This is a genomic window from Microvirga sp. KLBC 81 (assembly GCF_003075415.1).
GTDB lineage: Bacteria > Pseudomonadota > Alphaproteobacteria > Rhizobiales > Beijerinckiaceae > Microvirga.
In genome coordinates this window covers 1-17667 of record NZ_QDAH01000047.1, presented here as the reverse complement: position 1 = coordinate 17667, position 17667 = coordinate 1, and the positions used below count along the sequence as shown (strand labels likewise).

General features: G+C 59.6%; 16 protein-coding genes and 2 pseudogenes. 8 read left to right on the top strand and 10 right to left on the bottom strand.

Features of this window, described 5'->3' with window-relative positions:
- Position 1: 1 nt before the first annotated feature.
- Positions 2–175: a DUF1328 domain-containing protein gene (locus tag DC522_RS22755; RefSeq protein ID WP_009494036.1), complete on the bottom strand. Its 174-nt coding sequence runs from the start codon at positions 173–175 to the stop codon at positions 2–4.
- Between the two features lie 197 nt (positions 176–372).
- Here DC522_RS22755 and DC522_RS22750 point away from each other — a divergent pair, with 197 nt between their 5' ends.
- Entirely contained in the window at positions 373–576 is a 204-nt protein-coding gene (locus DC522_RS22750) for a hypothetical protein (protein ID WP_116530908.1), read from the top strand.
- Positions 577–629: 53 nt separating this feature from the next.
- On the opposite strand, the gene DC522_RS22745 is transcribed toward DC522_RS22750, so the two are convergent.
- Positions 630–1490, bottom strand: coding sequence for an SDR family oxidoreductase (locus DC522_RS22745; protein ID WP_116530907.1), 861 nt, complete (start codon positions 1488–1490; stop codon positions 630–632).
- 113 nt (positions 1491–1603) lie between these two features.
- Complete coding sequence (locus DC522_RS22740; RefSeq protein ID WP_116530906.1) at positions 1604–2932, bottom strand: solute carrier family 23 protein; 1329 nt, start codon at positions 2930–2932, stop codon at positions 1604–1606.
- A 166-nt stretch (positions 2933–3098) separates the two neighbouring features.
- Between DC522_RS22740 and DC522_RS22735 the strand changes: the two genes are divergently transcribed.
- Positions 3099–4118, top strand: coding sequence for an alpha/beta hydrolase family protein (locus DC522_RS22735; protein ID WP_116530905.1), 1020 nt, complete (start codon positions 3099–3101; stop codon positions 4116–4118).
- Between the two features lie 5 nt (positions 4119–4123).
- Here the strand turns inward: DC522_RS22735 and DC522_RS22730 are convergent, their stop codons facing one another.
- Positions 4124–5071, bottom strand: coding sequence for an NAD(P)/FAD-dependent oxidoreductase (locus tag DC522_RS22730; RefSeq protein ID WP_116530904.1), 948 nt, complete (start codon positions 5069–5071; stop codon positions 4124–4126).
- A gap of 158 nt (positions 5072–5229) precedes the next feature.
- On the opposite strand from DC522_RS22730, the gene DC522_RS22725 reads away from it, so the two are divergent.
- A complete protein-coding gene (locus tag DC522_RS22725) occupies positions 5230–6108 on the top strand; it encodes an aldose 1-epimerase family protein (protein WP_116530903.1) in 879 nt (292 codons plus the stop codon).
- A gap of 354 nt (positions 6109–6462) precedes the next feature.
- Here DC522_RS22725 and DC522_RS22720 read toward each other — a convergent pair.
- From DC522_RS22720 to DC522_RS22705, 4 genes and pseudogenes are all read right to left on the bottom strand, one after another.
- Positions 6463–7017, bottom strand: a pseudogene (locus DC522_RS22720) (cupin domain-containing protein); the annotation flags it as partial.
- Positions 7018–7181: 164 nt separating this feature from the next.
- A complete protein-coding gene (locus tag DC522_RS22715; protein ID WP_116530901.1) occupies positions 7182–7652 on the bottom strand; it encodes a hypothetical protein in 471 nt (156 codons plus the stop codon).
- Positions 7653–7681: 29 nt separating this feature from the next.
- Positions 7682–8314 (bottom strand): hypothetical protein, encoded by a 633-nt coding sequence (locus tag DC522_RS22710; protein ID WP_116530900.1) that lies wholly within the window; start codon positions 8312–8314, stop codon positions 7682–7684.
- 275 nt (positions 8315–8589) lie between these two features.
- Entirely contained in the window at positions 8590–9471 is an 882-nt protein-coding gene (locus DC522_RS22705) for an aldose 1-epimerase family protein (protein WP_116530899.1), read from the bottom strand.
- A 230-nt stretch (positions 9472–9701) separates the two neighbouring features.
- Between DC522_RS22705 and DC522_RS22700 the strand changes: the two genes are divergently transcribed.
- The 3 genes from DC522_RS22700 (at position 9702) to DC522_RS22690 (ending at position 11785) form a co-directional block, all read left to right on the top strand.
- Complete coding sequence (locus tag DC522_RS22700; protein ID WP_116530898.1) at positions 9702–9977, top strand: hypothetical protein; 276 nt, start codon at positions 9702–9704, stop codon at positions 9975–9977.
- Between the two features lie 7 nt (positions 9978–9984).
- The gene (locus tag DC522_RS22695) at positions 9985–10359 is read left to right on the top strand and encodes an HNH endonuclease (RefSeq protein ID WP_116530897.1); all 375 of its coding nucleotides are present in this window, start codon (positions 9985–9987) and stop codon (positions 10357–10359) included.
- 484 nt (positions 10360–10843) lie between these two features.
- The gene (locus tag DC522_RS22690) at positions 10844–11785 is read left to right on the top strand and encodes a rhamnan synthesis F family protein (RefSeq protein ID WP_116530896.1); all 942 of its coding nucleotides are present in this window, start codon (positions 10844–10846) and stop codon (positions 11783–11785) included.
- 106 nt (positions 11786–11891) lie between these two features.
- Here the strand turns inward: DC522_RS22690 and DC522_RS22685 are convergent.
- Positions 11892–12530: pseudogene (locus tag DC522_RS22685) on the bottom strand (IS3 family transposase); the annotation flags it as partial.
- Between the two features lie 638 nt (positions 12531–13168).
- Between DC522_RS22685 and DC522_RS22680 the strand changes: the two are divergent.
- Complete coding sequence (locus DC522_RS22680; protein WP_116530894.1) at positions 13169–13951, top strand: ABC transporter permease; 783 nt, start codon at positions 13169–13171, stop codon at positions 13949–13951.
- 29 nt (positions 13952–13980) lie between these two features.
- A complete protein-coding gene (locus DC522_RS22675) occupies positions 13981–14742 on the top strand; it encodes an ABC transporter ATP-binding protein (protein WP_116530893.1) in 762 nt (253 codons plus the stop codon).
- A gap of 668 nt (positions 14743–15410) precedes the next feature.
- On the opposite strand, the gene DC522_RS22665 is transcribed toward DC522_RS22675, so the two are convergent.
- A complete protein-coding gene (locus DC522_RS22665; RefSeq protein WP_116530892.1) occupies positions 15411–17288 on the bottom strand; it encodes a M10 family metallopeptidase C-terminal domain-containing protein in 1878 nt (625 codons plus the stop codon).
- Positions 17289–17667: the final 379 nt, after the last annotated feature.

The following is a 17667-nucleotide window of genomic DNA, read 5'->3' as shown; positions in this document are numbered from 1 at the left end:
ATTACATGGGGCTTCGTCCGCGCAGAAGGCCGATCACGGCCGAAATGGCGAAGAGCACGATCGCGACGAAGAAGATCAGCTTCGCAATCTCGACAGCGGTACCAGCGATACCGCCAAAACCGAACAGAGCCGCGACCAGCGCGATGATGAGAAAAGTGACAGCCCAACCGAGCATGGTGTTACCTCGCAAATATAAAATCAGCTTGCAGCCGATGACGTTCAATCAACGCCAAGCGCGACTGTGAGGTTCCGCCCAAAAAACTTGAGCGTGGAGATTCCGGAAGCTCTGGCGTAAGTAATTATCGGGTGTCTTACCAGAATGGAACCCAGCTCTCCCACTGACGTTTTTCAAAACACTTGGGAGAAATATCGATGACCCGTTCCGTTGCCCTTCGTGCGTTTTGCCTTTTTACTATTCTTACTATGCTCGCAGGCGTCACGGGCATGGCGTCCCAGGCTGAAATTGCGGAAGTCGTGTTTCTGATCGGCGCTTCGCTTTCCGCCGTGCTGCTGTTCTTTGCACTCACGGTGCAGGCTCCCGCTCCGGTCCCGGTGCGCGTGCGTCGCCGTCGCTGATCACTCCTGATATCACGTAGGAAAGGCGGCTCGATGAGCCGCCTTTTCCGTTGTCAGGATTCCGTTGGATCACCGCCATTGGGATGCAGGATCGAACCGGTGATGTAGGACGCGTCCTCGCATGCAAGGAACAGAAAGGACGGCGCGACCTCGTTCGGCTGACCGGGGCGCTTGAGCGGTGTATTTGCGCCGAAGCTCTTCACCTTGTCCGCCGAGAATGTCGCCGGGATCAGCGGCGTCCAGATCGGACCCGGCGCAACGCCATTCACGCGTATTCCCTGCTCCGCGAGCTTCTGCGCCAGCGAGCGGGTGAAGGCGACGATGGCTCCCTTGGTCGCGCTGTAATCCAGCAGCTCCGAGCTGCCGCGATAGGCCGTGACCGAGGTGGTGTTGATGATGGTGGCACCCTTCTTCAGATGCGGCATCGCCGCCTGCACCATGTAGAAATAGCCGAAGATGTTGGTCCGGAAGGTGCGGTCGATCTGCTCCGGCGTGATCTCGGCAATCTCGCCCTTCGGATGCTGCTCCGCCGCGTTGTTGATGAGGATGTCGAGCCTGCTGAAGCGCTGGATCACCTGATCCACGGCGGAACGGCAGAAAGCAGGATCGCCGACATCGCCCGCGATGGTCAGGCACGTGCGCCCTTCCCTCTCTACCAGACGCTTGGTCTCCTGCGCATCCTCGGTTTCGTTGAGATAAAGAATGGCGACATCCGCGCCTTCCCGCGCGAAGAGAACGGCCACCGCGCGCCCGATGCCGCTGTCGCCGCCGGTGATGAGAGCCGTCTTGCCCTGAAGGCGATTGCTGCCCGGATAGCGCGGTTCGTAATCGGGCCTTGGGTTCATCTCGGTCTCGTGACCGGGTTGCTGATCCTGCACCTGCGGAGGAAGCGTCTGCTTCTGTTCGGAGCTCATGGCATCATCCCATTTTGGAGAGAGTGATGCGGGCTCTTGTCTGATCCTTCGGAAAAAGGAGAAGCCCGCGTTGAGGCTCAACGCAGGCTCCGAAAGCGTGTTCCTGCGCGCTTTCAAACGTGCCGGGGTTCAGCGGCGCGAGCCGTCACCATATTCAGGACGTGATAGAGAATGATCGCACCGAAGGTGGCCGTGCCGATGCCGTCGAGGGTGAAGCCTGCAATGTTCAGCTTGAAGTTGCCGGCTCCGAGGATCAGGGCGACCGCGACGGTGATGAGGTTGCGCGGATTCGAGAAGTCCACCTTGTTCTCGACCCAGATGCGGCCAGCCGTTGCGGCAATGAGGCCGAACACCACGATGGACAGGCCGCCGAGCACCGGCCCCGGAATGGTGCCGATGAAGGCGCCGAACTTCGGCGAGAGGCCGAGCAGCAGCGCAAACGCCGCGGCGATCACGAAGACCAGTGTGGAGTAGATGCGGGTCACGGCCATCACGCCCATGTTCTCGGCGTAAGTGGTCATGCCCGTGCCGCCAGCGGCACCCGATAGCATCGTGGCCAGACCGTCGCCCATGAAGGCGCGGCCGAGATAGGGATCGAGGTTGCGGCCCGTCATGGCGCCGATAGCCTTGATGTGCCCGAGGTTCTCGGCCACCAGGATGATCGCCACGGGCGCGATCAGGCTCACCGCCTTCATGTCGAAGACGGGGCTCTGGAAGGACGGCAAGCCGAACCAGGCCGCCTGCCCGATCTTCGAGAAGTCGATGGGCGTTCCATAGCCCATGAGGTTCGCGAAGATGTAGTAGATCAGGTAGCCGAGCGCGCCGCCGAGCAGGACCGGAAGACGGCGCGCCATGCCCGGCGCATAGACTGCGACAATGCCAACGGACAGAGCCGTCGCAAGCGCAATCCAGCGGGCGAAATCGGAGCCGTTCGCGTTGTCTGGCGTGATGCCTGAAGCGCTGTTGATGGCGACGGGAGCCAGCACGAGGCCGATGGCGGCGACGATGGCGCCGGTCACGACCGGCGGCATGAGCCGCTCGATCCAGCGGTGACCCGCCATCTGAACGACGAGGCCGATGAGGAAATAGAGCGCGCCGGCCGCGATGATGCCGCCAAGCGCCACGGGAAGGTTCGGGTTCGGGCTGCCGACGGCTGCGCCGGTCGCGACCAGAACGGGGCCGATGAAGGCGAAGCTCGAGCCCAGATAACTCGGTACCTGGCCGCCCACCACGAAGAAGAAGATCAGGGTCGCGAGGCCGGAAAACAGGATGGAAACATTCGGATCGAAGCCCATCAGGATGGGCGCCAGCACCGTGGCTCCGAACATGGCGACCACATGCTGCAGGCCCACGACGACCATCTGGCCCGTCGGCAGCCTTTCGTCGGGCATGATGGTGCCTTCAGTCTTCAAGGTCCATCGTGGCAAGAAACTGTCGGTCATAACTAACTCCCCCAGACATGACGCTTGAGGCGGCACCCTAGTGCCAGGCATGGACAAATGGCTAGCGCCTGAAATGACTTATTAACTGCTGCAAAGCGCCCGATTCTGGACAAGGATCCATTCGGCCGTCACATCATTTCCCGTTCACGAGCCATGAGGATCAGCGATGCGCAAGGACCAGAACGTGCCGGAAGGCGTGGTGCACAGCCTCCGGATCGACAGCGAGTGCCTCAAAGGGAACCTTCTCGGTGATCCCACACGGCGGCGGATCGACGTCTATGTGCCAGCCGGCCATGACGGACGGGGCCTCCCGCTCCTTGTCGACCTCGTGGGCTATACGGCAGGCGGGCCCGCTCATACCAACTGGAAGAACTATGGCGAGAACGTCCCGGAGCGTCTCGACCGTCTGATCGGGACAGGCGCGATGCCTCCGGTCGTGGTGGCCTTCCCCGATTGCTTCACGCGCCTTGGCGGCAACCAATATGTCGACAGCGCTGCGATGGGCGCCTGGGAGACCTTCCTCATCCGCGAGATGCTGCCCTTCGTGGAGGAGCGCTTCGGCTGTGGCGGAGACGGACGCCGGGGCGTGTTCGGCAAGAGCTCGGGCGGCTACGGCGCCCTCGTCCATGCCCTTCGCCATGGCGGCTCGGTCTGGTCGGCGGCAGCCTCCCATTCCGGCGATGTGGGCTTCGAATACCTCTACCACCTCGGCGAGTTCGCAAGCGCGCTCAGGCATCTTGCGGGCCATGGCATGTCCATCGACACTTTCTTAAGCAAGTTCGAGCAGGGACCAAAGGCTAAGGACCAGGATTGGCATGTGCTGATGATCCTCGCCCAAGCCGCGAGTTTCGACCCGGACCCGAACCACTTCTGCGGCATCCGGCTGCCCGTCGATCTCCACACCTGCGAGGTCATCGAGGAGCGCTGGTCCAACTGGCTGCGCTGGGATCCGCTGCGCATGGCCGACGACTCCAAGATGCAGGCCAACCTGAAGAAGCTGAAGGCCTTCTACATCGATTGCGGAGACGTGGATCAGTACAACATGGTCTACGGTTCGCGGCAGTTGCATCGTAAGCTCGAGGCCGCCGGCATCACTCACACCTATGAGGAATTTCCCGACAATCATTCGTCGATCGATTACCGCATGGATGTGAGCCTGCCCCTGCTCGCGAGAGCTCTCGTCTGACAGCCTCACGCCCCGCCCGGCTCGTCTTCGGTCGGCAGATCGCAATGATTATGGATATGCGTGGCGGCTTGGGCAGCGTGAGCCATGCCGACCACGATCTGGTCGATGCCGCGCACGATATCGCCTGCGGCGTAGAGCCCCTTCACGCTCGTCTGGCAGTGCTCGTCGACGATCAGACTGCCTGACCGATCGTGTTCGGCCCCGAGCGACAGGGCGAGATCGGAGCGGTATTGGAGGCCCAGCGCCGAATAGAGCACGTCGAAGCGATGCTCCTTGCCGCCCACGTGAAGCGCGGTGATGCGATCATTTTCCATATCGAGGGACTCGACGGGAGCCTCGACCACCTTGATGCCATGCTCGTCGAGCCTAGCCCGCTGATCTTCATTCAGCTCCAGATGCTGACCGAGGGTGAGCAAGGTCACGTCGCGGGAATAGGTGCGCGCAATGAACACTGCCTCTCCCAGACCATGAGCGCCATAGGCGATGACGGCGATCTTCTGGTCGCGCGACTCATAGCCGTCGCAGATAGGGCAATAGCGCACGAGACCGCGCTGCACGGCATTGGGCACGTCTGGCAGATCGGGCTCGATGTCGACCGCGCCCGTGGCGAGCACCACGCGCTTCGCCGCGATCTGGCTCGTGCCGCCATCATCGTGCTCGACAAGCGCGATGAAGCGATCAGGCTGCTTGCGCAGGCCCGTCACCCGCCCGCCTCGGATGCACTTGCCATATTGCTCGAGATTGGTGCGCGCGCGGGCGAGAAGATCCTGGCCTGAGATTCCATCCGCGAACATCGGGATGTTGTGGCTGGTCGGGATCCAGGCAGCCCGCGGGGTCCCGCTGTCGACGATGAGGAAGCGGCGCTTGAATCGCGCCAGATAAAGCCCCGTCGTGAGCCCGGCCGGCCCGCCGCCGACGATCAGGCAGTCGAGAATGTCTCCGTTGGATCCCATCCCGCCTTGTTCCCTCCTGTTGAACCCAGAGGGGGCACAACTCCCGAGAACGACAAAAGATCACCGTGAACGGCAGGGCTTTTGGCTTTAAGGCTCCCGCTTCTCGAACCTTGCGCTACACTCACGGCCGAAAGCCAGCAGCATCTCAGGAGCACGCGATGACGGTCACGCTGTCTAACGATCATCTCAAGGCCCAGATTTCCTCACATGGCGCGGAACTGGTCCGCCTATGCGACGATCAGGGCCGGGATCTGCTGTGGGATGGCGATCCGGCGTTCTGGACGGGACGTTCCCCTCTCCTCTTCCCGATCGTCGGCCGCTTGCGGAATGACCAAGCGCGCATCGAGGGGCGCGCCTACTCCATGAAGCAGCACGGGTTTGCCCGCACCTTGGCTTTCGAGATTGTCGATGCGGCCCCAGAATTCTGCCGGTTTCGCCTGAACGCGAGCGACGCCACGCGCGAGCAATTTCCCTTCGATTTCAGATTTGACATGGCCTATCGGCTCGATGGAGGACGACTGACCCTCGTCGCATCGATCCTGAATCCGGAGAGTCGCTCCATCCCCGTCTCATTCGGCTTCCATCCGGCCCTGCGCTGGCCGCTGCCCTATGGCGGCGAGCGCAATGCCCATGAGATCCGCTTCGAGGCTGCGGAGCCGGCCTCGTTGCATACGCTGTCCGATGGATTGATCGGGGCAGCCTTGCGCCCGACACCGGTGCATGGTGACCGCCTGCAACTCCACGACGATCTGTTTCAAGACGGTGCGCTCGTGTGGAGCGAGCTTGCGAGCCGTCAGGTTCGCTATGGTGTTCCAGGCCATCGCGCCATCACAATATCCTTCCCTGACATGCCGCATCTCGGCATCTGGACGAAGCCCGGCGCGGGATATGTCTGCATCGAGCCCTGGCAGGGCTATGCCGATCCTGTCGGGTTCGAAGGCGAACTCAAGGACAAACCCGGCATCGTGATGATCCCTGCCGGTGAAAGCCGCGACTTTTCGATGGAGATCGAAGTCGATCCGCCCAGCGCTGCCTAGAGCATCGGATGTGAAAAGTGGCTCCCACTTTTGGGATTGATCCGATGTTCACTTCCTTTCATGAGCGCATCGTTTGCGCGAACCGGAGGTCCGCACTACAGCATCGGACCCAAAAGTGGATTTGCACTTTTGGGACCGATCCGATGCTTTCTCCTACAATGAGAGCATCGTTGAGAGCGGAAAACCGGATCCACTTTTCGCTGACGCGGACCTTCGGTTCCGCACGATGCTCTAGCGAATAGCCGGAGCGACTTTTTAACCACGACGCGCCGGAAGCGCGGGATCGCTCAAACAAAAAGGCTCCGGTCTCAATCGAGACCGGAGCCGCTGATGAAGCCTTGGTGAGGGGCCGTCTTAGCGGCCGTAGATATCCTCGACGCGAATGATGTCATCCTCGCCTGTATAGCTGCCTACCTGAACTTCGATCACCTCAAGCGGAATGCGGCCCGGATTGACGAGGCGGTGCATGGAACCGATCGGGATGTAGATGGACTCGTTTTCGTGCACGAGAGACACATTCTCGTTCACGGTCACTTCGGCCGTGCCCTTCACAACCACCCAGTGCTCTGCGCGGTGATGATGCTTCTGCAACGAGAGGCGTCCTCCCGGCTTCACCATGATGCGTTTCACCTGGAAGCGGGAGCCGTGGTCGATGCGCTGATACCAGCCCCACGGATGGTACATGCGGATGTGTTCGCTGGCCTCGGGGCGCTGCTTGGCGCGCATGGAGACCACGAGATCCTTCACCATCTCGGAACGGCTGCGTGAGGTTACCAAGACCGCATCGGGCTTGGCGACGACGACGACATCATCGAGGCCGACAACAGTGGTGAGGATGTCGTCACTGTGAATGAGGCTGTTGCGAGCCTCAACGACTTCGACATTGCCGCGAAGCGCATTGCCGGCCTCATTGCGCGGCGAGGCATCCCAGAGCCCGTATTTGGGTTCGTTCTGCCAAATCCATCTCATTGTCAAGCGAGTAAAACTCCAGATCCAGCGCTAGGACCCCAATAATTATTCGGCTAAGTAATCGTTTGTGATTTTTGCTACAAGCCTTCCTCAACGGGTCCAATTCAATCTATATAACCGATGTCACGTGCGGCGAGAGCTTCATGTTGAGCCCTGCGCACCTCATCGAAGGCTCGCAGGGCCGTGTTCCGCTGCGACAGGGCCCGGCGTTCGTACCGAGCCAACTGGTCCAGACCCTTCAGCAGGGAATCGCCGATGACCATCAGCGCCTCAGGATGGCGAACCAGGATGTCAAAGAGTCCCTCTTTGGCACGACGTGCCCTTATCACGGCGATGGCCCCGTCAGCCACATCAGCGGCGGCCTGCATGATCCGAGGATCGCGCTCGTCCGTACCGGCGAGAGCCTGTGTCAGGTGCGTTACCTCGCGCGAGAGTACTGGATCGGCCGATATGGGCGTGGCAAGGCCATGCTTGAAAGCGTTGAGACGCGAGCGCTGCTTGCCTGTTGCGGAGCGGGGACCGGTGCTCCGTTGAGCGTTCGCTCGGTTGGCTGCCACTTTCCGCGTTGAAGACATTGGAGACTCCCCTGACGGCCACCGGCCGATTAGCTCACATCGTCGACATCGGTGGCGCGCAGCCGGGAGTGGCGTGCGGCGGCCTCGCGGCGGCGATCAAGTTCTGAGAGCGCCCGGTTACGCCGGGCCTCAGCTCCCGCGATCATGCGCTCGATCATGTCGAAATCACTCAGTCGGTTCGCCAGCCCCAACGCCATCATCCCATCGGCATCCGATCCATGCTCGGCCAAGACACGTTCGACAAGCGTCACGGCCAGTTTGAGGCCAGACATGTAGCCGCTTGCGAGGCGATGCACGTCATACTGGACTCCATCAATCAGGCCAGGCTGCGGGAGGCCTTCCAGGAACATTTCCAGAGCACACTGACCCGACGCCTGCAGCAACCCTGCCTTGATCCGGCGCAGACGTTGAGCTTCCCAAGTCAAATCCGTGATGTCCTTGACCCACATGGCCTCAATGACATCGGTGGGCCTGATGGCGGCGGTGACCTTCGAGAGTAGCGTATCATAATCCCCCTCGTCCTCGCCCCAGACGAGGGGGCGCTTGGCGAAGAGGGAGCCGAGGTCCGTGGGATGAACTTGGAAATCCTCGTTTCTAGGACGGCGTGGCCGTCGGGGTGACCGGGCCGTCTTTGGCGACCGGACTGGAGAGGTGTGTGACATCCACCGTGCCTTCAGGTTTGCCTCGTGCGCAAAGGTCAGGACCCTGGCCACGGGATCAGGTGCCTACGGGCGCCGCGCCAGAGGAAGGGAGGGTCCGGCTCACGCCCACGGGCACAATACCCAGCTGACCTTTCCATAAGGTTGTCGGATCCTGTTCTGGATAGAGTCGGCCCATGGCCGTGTTCGAGCAGCCTCCTGCCCGGCCGGGTTGCTGGGCAACTCGCCTCACAACAGGCGAACAACGCCCCGCACCTCCGCCGCAGCGGCGCTTCGCGTCAGCCGCTGCTACGCGGGGGCGTCACAGAAATCGCCATGGCGAAGGTCTCGGAGTGACCTACAGGGATCAGAACGATCCCCGGCTTCTCGGCCAGATCGCCTATGAAGTCCTCGGGACTGGCATAGCCATGCCAGGGCTCGATACAGACGAAGCCCGCCCCTGGCTTGGTCCAGATTCCGAGATGGGGCAGGTTTCGAAATCGCAGCGCGAGGCCACGCTGGCCGGGGACCCCATAGGTGACAGACTGGCTCCCCAACCGGTCAAAGATCAGAGCGTCGGTGGCAAAGAGCTCATCCCGCAAGACCAGACGGTCGCTCACAACCGGGCTGGGACACAGCTCGCGGGCGATGAGCCCGCCCCTGAGCCGACGGATCGGCGCGGGCTCGGACTGTTCGAAGCGGATCTCATGCGCCTCACGGACACCGCCATATGGCAAAGGCCAGCAGAACGCCGGATGAAAACCAAAGGATGCGGGGAGCACATCAGGACCCGGATTGGTCACCGTCGCCATCATCAGCAGGCGCGCCCCCTCGACCTGATAAGTGACTGCCAATTCGAAAGTGAACGGATATTGCGGTTGTGTGGCCGCGCTGGAGCGCAGATGTAGCTCACAGGAAGAAGGTGTGGCGTCCACCACCTCGAACTCGGAGGTGCGGGCAAAGCCGTGCCGCTTGAGCGCGTAGGCCGTGCCGTTCACGATGATGTGGTCATGGACCAGGCCGCCAATGATCGGAAACAGCAGCGGCGCGCGACCGGCCCAGACCGCGGGATCACCGTTCCACAACAGGTCGCGGCCAGCCTCATCCTGTAGGGTGACAAGTTCGGCGCCGGTGGAGGAGATCGCGGCCGTCAGACCAGCGGCGGACAGGAATATGAGCACGACCCAGGCCTCTCAATCGATCCGAGAGCGCCAGTGTGGTCCCTTAACGGCGGAGGAGCAAGCAGGGTTGCCACCCTCGTGATCCAAGACATTCTCGTTGACTCGCGCTCTATAGATGATATAACGTCATTATAAAATTACCAATGGATGGTCTGCCGGGCTCGTCGTCATCACCAAGCGGGTGGGGGCGCTGCCTCGGGCGGACTGAAGAGACAACCCGGAGACTCGCGATGAGACGCCCCTCTGATGCCGATCGGGCATCCGGTTTGGGCCAAGGTCCGCGCCAAAGCTCACAGCTCGAGACCGTGGCCTCAACCGGGGTGCCTGTTCGGCTGGTACGGCAGGATCCCGAGCGCGTGCGCCGGCTGCAGGATCTGATCGTCGCCTGCGAATCCCTGCGGGTCGAATGGGAGCACGTGTTCGAGCGCCTGATGGCCACGCTTGAGGACGAGATCCGAGGGGCGCCGTCCCCCGAGGATCCCCGTCCGGATGAACCCCGCGCATGAGGCGTGCATGCCGTTCGTGGAGCGCGAGGATGTGGGTACGACACTGCGCCGCAAGCTGACGCCGCACCGCAGGCTGCAGGTGTGGGAGAAGACGGGCGGGCACTGCGTGCTGTGTGGGCGAGCCATTGATGCGGGGCGGGAGCGCTGGATTGCCGAACACATCCGGGCGCTGGAGCTCGGTGGGCTGGATGTCATGGAGAACATCGGGCCAGCGCATGAGGCTTGCGCCTTGGACAAAACCGGAGAGGATCACCGCCGGACCGCCAAAGCCAAACGGCAGAAGATCCGGCACATCGGGGCCGAGGGCTCTCAGAGGCCCCTGCCCTTTGGCCGGACCAGCCGGTGGAAGCGCAAGCTGTCGGGGCAGATTGTGCGGCGCTGATCACTTTGGAGAGCCATCCCTCCCTGGAACTCAGGTTCGGGATGACGCGCTCGGGTTTGAGAGGCTGCTGGTATTAAGACCTGCACTGCGGGAGTGCCGTGCCTGCGGGTGACGTCTTGTGGTATCGTGCCAGGGCCCACTTTCATTGAGGAGCTGTGCCTCTATCGAGGAGAAGACCTTGCCCTTCAGCAGGTCGACTTGGAGTTTGCAAATGACGCTCTCATAGGAGCCATTTCCCACGAACGTTGGGTCTCAATGGGCAGACCCCGCGTACCGGGCTAGGGACGATACATGCGCATATGCTCAGTGGCTTCCGACCATTGACGGGCATCCAGCTTCAGGCTTACGAAAACTGCAAATTTCGGTGCTCGCGTTAGTCCAGTGCAATCTCGTTGAGCCTCAAGCGGGACCAGCATGACCATCACGCGGATTACGAATTCGGCCCTACGGAAACTCGGATGGCGCCGATCGTGAAGTGGATAGAATGTCTCTTAGCTCACAAATCAGATTTCTTGTGTTCGCGCACGTGCACTATCCCGAAATTTGGGAGGCTATGGCCAGCGAGCTGGCATCGTCCATTAAGGTGCCTTTCGCCTTGGTGGTTACACATTGCCAGGCACACAGCTTTATCGCGAAGCCGGATACGCCTTATCTTTCCCATTTCCAGACGATCTTGGTGGAAAACAGGGGAAGGGACGTACTACCCTTCCTCAAGGCACTGAGTGCCGATCTTCCTGACATAGATCTGGCACTCAAGATCCACACGAAACGCTCGCCCCATAGAAGCGACGGCGCCGATTGGCGTGCCAGTATGTCCAGCTCCCTACTGACATCGGACGAACAAGGCCTAATTGCGCTACAGCTGTTGGAACATGAGAGTAGAATTGGTCTTATTGCGCCTGCGGGCCACTTTCTCTCCCTTCAAGGGCGGCTCACTCTCAATCGTCGGCCGATGAGAAAAATGGCGCATGTCGTCCTTGGTAGCTTACCCACTGATTTGGAAACCTACAGATTTCCAGCTGGTTCAATGTTCTGGTTCCGGCGGTCGGCACTCACTCCGTTCTTGAAAAAGGAGCTTGAGCAGCAATTTGCGACCGAACGCGGCCAGTTGGATGGCACTGCTGCCCATGCAGCCGAACGGCTCTTTGCGCTTGTGGTGGATTCTCGTGGGCTGATAGCCTTAGGCATGGAGGCTGTGAAGCCACTCCTGGCGGAGCTAGTGAGAAAAAAACATCTTTCTAGCTCTGACATTAAGCATCTCGTGGAAGAACGTGCCCAGACAACAGACAATCCTTTCGTCATGCCACTGGCCAATCATTGGCGCAGGTATCCAGTACTGTTTTTCATTGCCCACCTTGCATACGTCTATTTGCCGCGTGGCGTCACGCGCATTCTCAGAAAGCTGACCCGGCGTCTCGTTCAATGATCGCTCTGTTGGTCCTGCCCCAGATGTGATCCACGGCCTATGCAACTTTCCGGTCCTGGTGGACCTGCCCCGAATGCTGGACCACGGCCGGACACGAACTCCGGCCTCATGGCCCCATCGGCCGGCCGGGGATGCCGATGGGTTTCATGAACTCGAGTGGGGTCTTATGCCCGATCGAGCTGTGTGGTCTGTCGCCATTATACTCATGGCGAAACGCCTCACATTTTAGCCTGGCGTCGGCCAAGGACAAGAACCAGTTCTGGTCAATGCATTCGGCCCGCACCTTGCCATTAAAGGCTTCTACGAAGCTGTTGTCGATGGGCTTGCCGGGCCGCGAGAAGTCCAGAACAACCCCGTTCCGATACGCCCAGAGATCGAGAGCGCGCGAGATAAACTCAGGGTCGTTGTCCATACGAATCGTGCGCGGAACCCCATACTGGCTTGCCACCCGCTCCAGAGTCGCAACCACATCCGCGCCGGTGTAGCGGAAGCGCACATCACTCGCCGGCGAGAGCTTCGAGAAGATATCCACGATGGTCAGGATCCGAATCTTGCGGCCATCGAAGAGCTGATCCGACAGGAAGTCCATTGCCCATACCTCATTCGGAGCCGAGCGCACCTTCGCGGCCACCTTGCGCTTCGGCCGTTTGTTCCGGATCTGCAAGCCTTCTTCGGCATACAGCCGGTAAACGCGCTTATGGTTCACGGCCTATCCCTCGCGCCGCAACAGCACGTGAATGCGTCGGCGGCAGGTACTGCACACTAGCTCCAGCGGCGCGGGTCCGTCTCCCGGACGCTCGCCACTTTGTGCGGTGCCAATTATCGTGCGCCATCAGGCGAGAGTTCCGGCACCAGCACCTGCTCGACATAAGCCGGAACACCTCACCCATCATTGGACCGTCCAGCACCATCGAGGCAATCAGGCTGCCAGCGCACAGGCCCGCCACAAAGGTGGTGATCTTCCAATGACCCCAGGGTGTGGCATCCACCAGGCGCTCGCACAAGGGCAGTGCCCATAGCGCTGAACCACATTGGTCGATGCGCCCGTTTCATCGACAAAGACAAAACGGCAAAATCTATATTTTATGAAACCAGATTTAACGATCCCGTCAGCCCAATCCGGCTGCAGCCCTACAAATCACAATTTCGATACTGATACATTGCAACATTAATAAGTCCGTGATAAGCACTCTTCCTTGGCTAATAGAGGCTGTTGACCTGCGTGGCCGTCGTGATTAGGGCTCTATCAGAAACTAGGCGTCGGTATTTGCCGGCTCCTAGTCAGAGGCGATGCGAGACATCTCTCAAAAAGACCTCTCCACCAGACCGGCTCGCTAGGCTCAACTGCTGATCCCAGATTTAGCGACGAAATCCGATAACATCATGAAGTATGCCCTACTTGATATACTAGAAGGCTTAAAGCGCAGCGACTTATGGGCATTCCTTGCGTGGAATGACATCAAAAAGCGCTATCGGCGTTCAACACTAGGGCCGTTCTGGATCACGTTTGCCACATTGATCATGGTTGGCGGAATGACACTGGTCTATGGTGGCTTGTTCCGGCAGGAGATCAAGAAGTTCCTGCCGCTTGTTGCTTCCGGACTGGTTATTTGGAGCCTTATTGCAGGTTGCCTTACGGAAGGCGTCAATATTTTCATCTCGGCGAGTGCAACAATCCGGCAAATCCCAGCACCTTTGACAGTACACGTATTCCGACTCATCTGGACTCAGATCATTTATTTTTTGCATAACCTTATTGCGATTGTCCTTGCTCTGGTGATTGCGGACGTTTCCGTGACCCCAGCAACCCTTCTTGTTCTTCCAGCTTTGGCTATCCTTATCGCGAACCTTACATGGATAAGCTTGTTGCTCGGAGCAACAGGAGCCCGCTTCCGAGATGTCCCGCTGATCGTCCAGTCGTTCATGTCGGCGATTTTTATGATCACGCCTATCGTTTGGCAGCCGAGCTTCCTTCCGCCTGATAGGCAGTGGGTTGCATATCTGAATCCGTTTACATATCTAGTTGAAATCGTTAGAGAACCTCTGCTTGGCAACTCCCCCTCCCTCGCAATATGGTTCGTCAGCATTGCCATGGCGCTCGGAGGAGGCTTGATCACTGTCATTGTTTATGGACGCTCGCGCAAGAAAATTGCGTTTTGGGTCTAGATACAGCAGCGTCTTTTAGGATAATCTTCATGGCGTATGTAGAAGCACAAGGCCTCGGCATTCGATACCCCGTGCTGAGTGCCTCGGCACGCTCTTTGAAAAACAAAATTCTATCACGCACGACAGGCGGCCGGATTGCCGGAACGGCCTCAGGCCTTGTCGAGGTCCAAGCTCTATCTCAGGTCAATTTTACCTTTGAATTGGGCGAACGTGTCGCTCTCATTGGCCACAACGGGAGCGGCAAGAGCACGCTCCTGCGTGTCCTGGCCGGTATCTATCACCCGACAGAAGGCACTCTCTACCGAAAGGGACGCGTTGCCGCCCTGTTCGACGCCTCTTTTGGAATGGACCTTGATGCAACAGGTTACGAAAACATCATCGTCCGCGGAAGGTACCTTGGTCTTCCCCGCCTGGAGATCGAACGCCGGATTAATGAAATCGTAGAATTCACCGAGCTGGGCGAGTTCATCAATATGCCCATTCGAACTTACTCGGCAGGCATGGCCGCTCGGTTGGCTTTTGCAATCTCCACCTCTGTCGAGGCCGACATTCTCCTGATGGATGAGGGTTTGGGGGCTGGGGATTCAAACTTTATGGCCAAGGCGGATACGCGTCTTCACAACCTGATCGAACGTTCGCCTATCGTGGTGATTGCCTCACATAACCAAGGGATGATCGAGAAGCTCTGCACGCGAGGTCTGGTTTTTCAGAGCGGCAAGCTGATATTTGACGGCGATATCAAAACAGCCTATGCCCACTATCATGGCGTAGTTGGCGCAGCCGTAGCCTAATTGCAGTCTCAGGAGAGCACTCCTTCAGCGATGTGCTTACCTGGTGCAATGGCGCCGAGCCTGCACGGATTTGCGGTTAGCGCCCGCTCTTCAAGCGGTCAACAAGGACTTGATCAGGTTTGAGCACCGCCACACTCCAACCCTCGGGTGAGAGAGGCGCCGCCGGAGCTCATAGCGCGGGCGGCGCCCTTCAGGGCCTGCTGGCGATCCGCGGCTTGGAGCGAGCGGCAACACCCGGCAGTGGCAGAGCCATACCGAGAACGCCGAGCTCGCTCGGCGCCTGCGCGAGCGCACTCCATCCGTCGTGATCGTTGGTGCCACCACGGACTCTTGAATCGCGCCACGATGCGAGCACCGATCACCTGCTCCCGCTAATCCTTTTTAGAGGCAAAACCTCTCCGAGGGATGGGATTCAGCCATCTTGATCTGGCTCAAGGTTGCGACTGGGGCTTTGGGATCGATGCGGAATGGCGCGGCGTGGATTCTTTTATAAGCCGAAACTGTACCGGGGCGGATTTCCAGTCCCAAGGTGTGCGTGCAGGGCGTGAGCAGGCTCTGCCCTGCACGCATTCTGCACTCAAACACAAAGCCCGGCCGCTCCATCCAAGCGCAGTTCGGCCACCGGTCAAAATCGATCCAGCCACTCAACGGGTAGTCTCATCACCACATTAGAGATAGAGATTGTCGCTGGCGAGGGCCGATATACCTGAGACCTTGATCTGGAAATCAGCAACCCTGTCGCCGTTGAGGTCGCCCGACAGGACACCGCTGCTGAACTTCAGCTGACCTGCCTGGCCGCTAAACGCCTTGCTGCCGATAAACGAGAACGCCTGATCCCCTGACAGCTTGCTATTGGCGTCGATAGCGCGCAGATCAATCCGATCCACCCCACGTACGAAATCCCTGATTGTGTCTCCTATACCCACAGGGGATTGTGTGATCGAGTGGAAATAGAAGCGATCCGTGCCAGCGCCCCCGAACAGCACATCGGCGCCTGTATCTCCGCTCAGGGTATCGTTGCCGCCGCGGCCATGGAGGGTGTCATTGCCCGACCCTCCCCAGATCACATTGGCCGCATCGTTCCCGCGCAGGGAATCGGCATAGGCGCTGCCGGCCAGGTTTTCGACGCCCGCATAGGTATCACCGGAAGCATCCTTGTTATTCCTAGACACAGACCCCAGATCGGCAAGAAGCCCGGTGGCGTTCGCGTAGCTGACCGTGTCCGTGCCAGCGCCGCCGTCGAGATAGTCCCACCCAGCCCCGCCAATCAGCACGTCGTTGCCCGCACCTCCATACAGCTTGTCGTTGCCCGCATTGCCATACAGCCTGTTGGCGCCTGTGTTGCCCTTGATCACGTTGGCGAGCGAGTTGCCCGTCAGGGAGATCGAGGCCGAGCCGCTGCCGGTGAGGTTCACCTCGTCTGCGGCGAGAGTGTAACTGACGCCGGTGGTCACGTAGGGGGATTTCTCCGGGAGCGGGGTCGGCTCGGGAGTCGGCGTCGGCGTACTGACGGTCCCGTCGCCCAGGGTATAGGCGAGATACTTCAGCGAGCTCGTGTACTGTTCGTTGAACTGCTTCGAGCCTTCGAGCCACGCTCCATTGACGCCGCCCGCGAACACCTTGTCGCCGCGCTCCTTGTACGTAGTGTCACCGGTCATCTTGTAGACCCAGCCGAAGCCGGACGAGATCATGTTGTTGAGGTCAGGCGCTGGCTCGGGCACCTCGCCAAAGGAGTTGGGCTTCTCGACATACATGAACGACTGCGATGCCTCGTCCCACGTATGGGTCCAGAGATAGTCCAGCGACTTCTTCACCGCGGTCAGGATGCGCGAGTCGGCCTTATAGTTGGTGTAGTAGTCGATCAAGGTGTCGTTCAGGAGGCCGGTCATGAACGGCACGACGCCACCTTGGGCGAAGTGGTAGCCGCCATCGGCGCCTTGCGACGACAGGATCTTGTCGAGCGAGGACTGGAGCAGCGCATCCCAGTTGTTGCCGCCCGGCACGCCCCAGTCCTCGCCATTCGGCTGGATATTGGGCACTCCGACGCTGGGCGCGTTGATCTTCTTGGCATACAGGAAGGCTTCCAGCGTTCTCGCCTGGATGCGGTTGTCCATCTCGGCATTCAGATTGCCGAGATTGTCGGTGTACCACGGATTGGCGAACTGATCGGCGACCTTGCCGACCGCAATGTGGCTCGCCTCGTCGCCGGTGGCCAGATAGTGTAGGGCCACGCCCGCGATCTGCGACCAGTGCGCAGACATGCTGTAGTTGTTCGCCTCAAGGTACTTCTTGCGATAGTCGAGCGCGAGCGCGTTCGCCTTTGTGAGATAAGAACTGTCGTCGGTCCGGTTGTACCAGTTGTAGAAGATTTCAGCCCGATCATAATAATTCGCGTTTTCCCAAGACGAGCCTTCCTGGCTCCAGTGCTGGGCAGCGTATTGAGTGAAATCAGATTCATATTTGCTGTAGACGCCGCCCTGGGCGTTCACCGCGCCGACTGAGATCTTGGGCGCAAGAAGGGATACAAACTGAGAAGAGATAACCATTGGTTTTGCCCCACCGCTTTGGTTTTTATTGGTGATTGAAATATCTGTTTTTTGGAGCTGGCGTGCCTCGCCAGCCCGTCCTATTTACTTATTCGGTTCAGGAACTCCTTTCAGGCAATGTGAGACGGTTTGCCCTCCGTCTGTTCGAAATAGACACAGGTATTCATTCGTAATTCGGCCCGGAGAGCGGGTACAACCCTTTAGATCTGGCAAGTTTTAGCGGATCTGATTTGGTGCATCTATTAAGACGGATGGCCTAGGCCCTTCCTGGTAGGGAACCCATACAAACTCTTGGAGTAATTTAGAGCAACGGCAGTTCTGACGGAATCGTTGGGGCTATGCGGTGTGGCGGCTTCGTGATTCACTCATCTTGGCTCTC